Genomic DNA, 4,574 nt, shown 5'->3' on the forward strand with positions numbered 1-4,574 from the left:
GAGGCACTGGAGTCGCATTCGCTGATCCTGCATACGGCGCCGCGGATTCTCAAGGAGTGGAATTTTCGCAGTGAGGAGCAGGCCATCAGCTTTCGGGTTCATCCAAAATTTCGTTTCAGCTCCGGTCTGGCGGTATTCCAGGCAGCCCTGGCGGGCGTCGGGATCGCCCGCTTGGCGGATTGGATGGCGGAGCCCGAAGTGGAAGCAGGACGCCTGCTGCGGGTTTGTCCTCAGTACACGCTCACCTCCAGCAGCGGTGAGAGCCCACAGATGCACGCGGTGTACCCGGCCGCAAATTTGCCGCTGCGGGTGAAGGCATTGATGGAGATGATCCGTGGCTTAGGTGAAAGCCTCGAATGTAAAAGCGGCTCAGCACTAATATGACGTTACGGGTCGTTCAGCCCTGTCCACTCACTCTGCAGTTGATCAGACGCTAACACGCTGAAAACCACCCTCGGCTATCGCAGACGAGCATCGACAATATGCGCTAAGGGCTCAGACCACGTTTACATACTGCGCCGCCGCCACGTCACCGTTGCGATAGGTCGCAACAGTCGTATAAGGCGATACCCATCCGCTTTGGCAAAGTACGGCCCGTCCTGATAAAACACGCTATCGGGCTGAGCCGTTGCAAGGCCCTTTGCACACTCTCGGAGCAGTCATCACCGCCTGCCGGGCCACGGTAGATAGCGACATAAGTGATGGGTGTAGCGGCGTACACGAGAGACGGTGGCAAGGGGGTCAACGCAACAAACGCAGCGGTGATGGCTGGCAGGTGCATGGCTGTAGGCTCATCAAACAGGGCTGATCGGGGCGTGCTATTCAAAGCCTATATCGAATGCGACATTGAATACGTTAACCGTTGTAAATCGGCTACTGTCGTGTGTACCCGACATCCGCCAGAAGGCACGCCATGGATCTAAAATTCAGTCACGTCGACGTCCTGGTCGAGAACCTCGAAGAGGCGTGCGCCTACTACGCGAAGATTCTCAACGCCAGAATCTCCACCCCTCAAGTGTGGGAGCGCGGCGGCCTGCATGTGCGTTTTGCGATTGCGTTAATGGGCCAGGAGCGTTTCATGCTGGTACAGCCATTGGCGGGCAACTTGCGGGCGCTGTTGGACGCGCACGGCGAAGGCATGATTTACCGGCATTGCTACACGACGCCGGACATTGAGGTGGCCCATGCCGAATTGATCGCCTCGGGTGTGCAGCCGGAGGATGAAAACGGTCGGCCATTGACCCTTGAGGACCTGCGTTCACCCTCCGGTAAACGCATTATTTGGTTGCCCAAGCGCTTCGGGCATTTCTCTATCGAGATCCTGGAGGAGAAGGCGTTGGAGGCGTTTATCGAGTCGGCGTTTGCCTGAGCCGCAACGGCAAACACACTCGCCTCACCCTGGCCCTGCAGCCTGCAGGGCCAGGGCGCTTTACGCCTTTACAACACCGGTGACAACTTTATTTCAGCTTTGAGCGCATCAATCAAACCGTCCAACGTTGAGTAACGTTTACCGCTCAACAGCGGCCAACGCTCAATAAAAAACTGCCCCATCGCATCAGTTTGAATAGGGGTGGAAATAATTTCCCTGCTATTGGAATGATGAAGCAGATTGATTTGCGTCGTTGAAGGCCGCTCGATCAGGAAGTCGCCGATCTTTTTCAGCCGCGCGCTCGGCAGGGTGCTAGCGGAGGCGGCTGTCAAACGCACTTGCGCCTTGAGTGCCTCCGTCAGGTGTTCGAACCTCAAGAAACGTTTATCTGTTAACTGCGCCCAACGTTCAACAAAAAACTGCCCCTGATCGTCAATCTGAACAGGCGTGGAAATAATTTCGCCACTATTGGAACGGTGCAGCACATGGGCCTGGGTGGGTGAAGGCTGTTCGATCAAAAAGTCGCCGACCCTTCTCAGCCAAGCGCGATCCTGCTGGGCCTTGGAAAGCGGTGGTGGCATGCCGACAATACCAACGTCGATCTTGAAGTCAGTGCGCACGGCATAGTTGCCGGGGCTGCGTATCCCACCGTCGAGAATTTCCCATCCGCTCGGGTGCAGGGGGCGTGCGTGGCTGGGGGCAACATCGCGTACCGTCAAGCTGACCGCGTCCTGCAATTGCGCAATACCCGGTACACCATGAACCATATCGGCATGGCCGCTGCCCATGAGCGCTACCCACTTATGCGGCCCCAATACGGCCTGGTCCGCCTTGATCACCTCATGGGCGAAATAGCTGAAAAGGGTATAGCGGCTGTTCAACTCGCGCATACCTTTGGTGTGATAGCTGACCGTGCAATCGAGCGCCCGGACTCGGATTCCCGCCTTATTCGCGGACTTGACTACAGTGGTGTAAGTGTTGTCGCCCGAATGAACGCGCATATGGCCGACATCCTGCGACCTCAGATAGCGTTGCAGGTTTTCCGGCATTTTTGCCGTTTTATAAAATGCCTCCAACTCGGCTTGATGCAGGTCGGTGAGCAGGTGCTCCACGTACAGCGTTTTGACGCCCTGCTCCTTCAATAGCTTCATGTACTTGATCAGGAACTGCTTGCTCGATACGTCACCATGGGCTTCGGCGATAATGAGTCCCAACTTCTGTGTATAGAGTTGCTTGATAAACGCCTCTTCACCGGTTGCCGTCCCCAGGTCGGTGAAGCTGGAGCGTACAGGTGGCGTATAAGCGGCAAAACCTTCTTGGGCGGTTTTATACAGGCGATCGCGGCTACTTTTGAAGGCCCTGAACGCCTCTGCGTAGGGGCCTTCAGCATATAGCGCGTAGCGAGAATCAAGGTCGCGGTGCGAATGCACCATTTCGTCCAGGTGTTTTTTATGCGCCGCGGGCAAATCAAACGCACTGTAGTGCGACGGTGAAACGGGGACTTGTACCTCCCTTGGGGGGCCGGCCGTCGGCAATGCTTGTGAAGCGGGAGCCATGCTCAGCTTGTAGTCGCCCCGGGACAGCGCGGCGACGGAGGTGTCGGGCGTAATGCTCACAGCGTGGCCGGGAACCACGTCCTCAACGCGCAAGGCAATGACTTTCTGCAAATCGGCCAGGCCCGGCACCTCGTCAACACTGCCCAGGCGATTGTGATCAACCAGGGCGATCCAACCGTCATCTGGATTTTTTGCCGCAAGGGCTTTGTGGGAGTAGAAGTTTCTGAGTTTGCTGCTGCGCGGGATAAACCGCTCTGCGTCAGAAAGCGCCAGTACGTGCTCCATATGGTAGGAACTCGAAGCGTCAACGCCCTCGATCGCGACCTTGTGCTTGTGGGCTTCGAGCATCAGTTTGCGGTAGGTAAACGGCGCGTCCAGCCCCCAACCCAGGGATCTGTCGACCCGCGCCAAGTGTTCCTCGACGCGTTTCAAGGCGTAAGCAATATCGCCTTTGGCTTCGCCGTTGATCACTCTGAGTTTGCGGCGAAAAACATCCGCTGGCAGGTTTTCGATGTGCACGCGCTTGAGCCCTTGCGCAGCCAATGCCTGCATGTTTTCGATCAGTAACTGCTTACTGGCAACACTGGTGTTGGGTGCGCCAATGATCAGTGCTTTCTTGAGTGGGAACAGGGTGGCAAGCACAGTGCCGGGGCTGGAATCCGGCGCCAGTACCGGCAAACCGGTGCGGCCCGGGCGTGCTGGGGGGGATGTGTAGAATGCCTCTGCATCCTCGCTCAGCTGTTTAACCTGGTTGGGATAGTTATCGCGCAGTGGCTTCAAGTTGAGGTAGGCCCCGTCTTGTGCGGCCTGCGCTATGACTTCGTCCGGCTGGCTGGCAAGCCTTCGCCCAAACTCGGGGTCGAGCACCATTCTGAAATTTTTGCCTTGCTCGGGCGTTATCTCATACTTGGCCAGTGGCTGTTCAACGTCCTCCTCAAGTGCCTGATACTTCTTGCGCCCGCCCCCCGCAGCCCAAGAACGCACCCAGCGGCCCTTGGCATCTTTATTGACCAGGCGCGCCGTTGCCTGCATTTTTCCGGTGATCGGGTCATAGCGATACAGCGCATAACGGCCAAAGGCATCCGGTGTGTTCTTGACCCAGAATGTCTTGGCGTCGAAAAACACCGACGTCATCTCGGCAGGAATGCGCGGGTCGATCTTTTTCAGCAGCAGGGCCTGCTTCATCGCTTTGATCAGCGGCCTGATCGAGAGAGCGTTGAACGGGCCTTTGAAGGCCGGGCGAACGTCGAACAACAGGGCACCGCCCAGGTTGGCCATGTAGCCGAGGAAGTGGTTCAGCGCGCCGCCCTTGTCGCCCTGGTGGAACGCATCAATGGCGAGCATGGCGTCCTTGAATGCCAGCAGGCCACCCAGGCTCAGGCTCAACACAGGAAAAGGAATGGTGGCGATGGCCGTGACCAGCTCTACACAGGTCCACAGAATGCCCATGATCATTTCAGTGCGGTTAACCGTGGTAGCCACCACGTCGTCTATTTTGCGCTGCAACACCATGTTGTAGAACTCATGTCGCAGGTCTGCCAGCGGTACGACATGGGCGATGGGTTCTTGCGTTGCCGGCCTTGGGTTCTTCGGTTCGATCTTCCCGGTTAACCTTTTGCGGGCAGCCTCCGGAAAACTGCATTCCGGGG

The 4,574-nt window shown here is 57.3% G+C and carries 4 protein-coding genes; 3 read left to right on the plus strand and 1 reads right to left on the minus strand.

Annotated elements, in window-relative coordinates; all coding sequences use genetic code 11:
• Positions 1 to 384: LysR substrate-binding domain-containing protein (locus E0F99_RS29065; protein WP_242626947.1), on the plus strand; the 384-nt coding region annotated here is incomplete at its 5' end.
• Between the two features lie 529 nt (positions 385 to 913).
• The gene (locus E0F99_RS29075; protein ID WP_083357694.1) at positions 914 to 1,369 is read left to right on the plus strand and encodes a VOC family protein; all 456 of its coding nucleotides are present in this window, start codon (positions 914 to 916) and stop codon (positions 1,367 to 1,369) included.
• Between the two features lie 68 nt (positions 1,370 to 1,437).
• On the opposite strand, the gene E0F99_RS29080 is transcribed toward E0F99_RS29075, so the two are convergent.
• Positions 1,438 to 4,179, minus strand: coding sequence for a membrane-targeted effector domain-containing toxin (locus E0F99_RS29080; RefSeq protein ID WP_165447653.1), 2,742 nt, complete (start codon positions 4,177 to 4,179; stop codon positions 1,438 to 1,440).
• Between the two features lie 66 nt (positions 4,180 to 4,245).
• On the opposite strand from E0F99_RS29080, the gene E0F99_RS30180 reads away from it, so the two are divergent.
• The gene (locus E0F99_RS30180; protein WP_165447654.1) at positions 4,246 to 4,536 is read left to right on the plus strand and encodes a hypothetical protein; all 291 of its coding nucleotides are present in this window, start codon (positions 4,246 to 4,248) and stop codon (positions 4,534 to 4,536) included.
• Positions 4,537 to 4,574 lie beyond the last annotated feature (38 nt).

This window comes from Pseudomonas antarctica, assembly GCF_900624995.1.
In the GTDB taxonomy this organism is placed as follows: Bacteria; Pseudomonadota; Gammaproteobacteria; order Pseudomonadales; family Pseudomonadaceae; genus Aquipseudomonas; species Aquipseudomonas antarctica.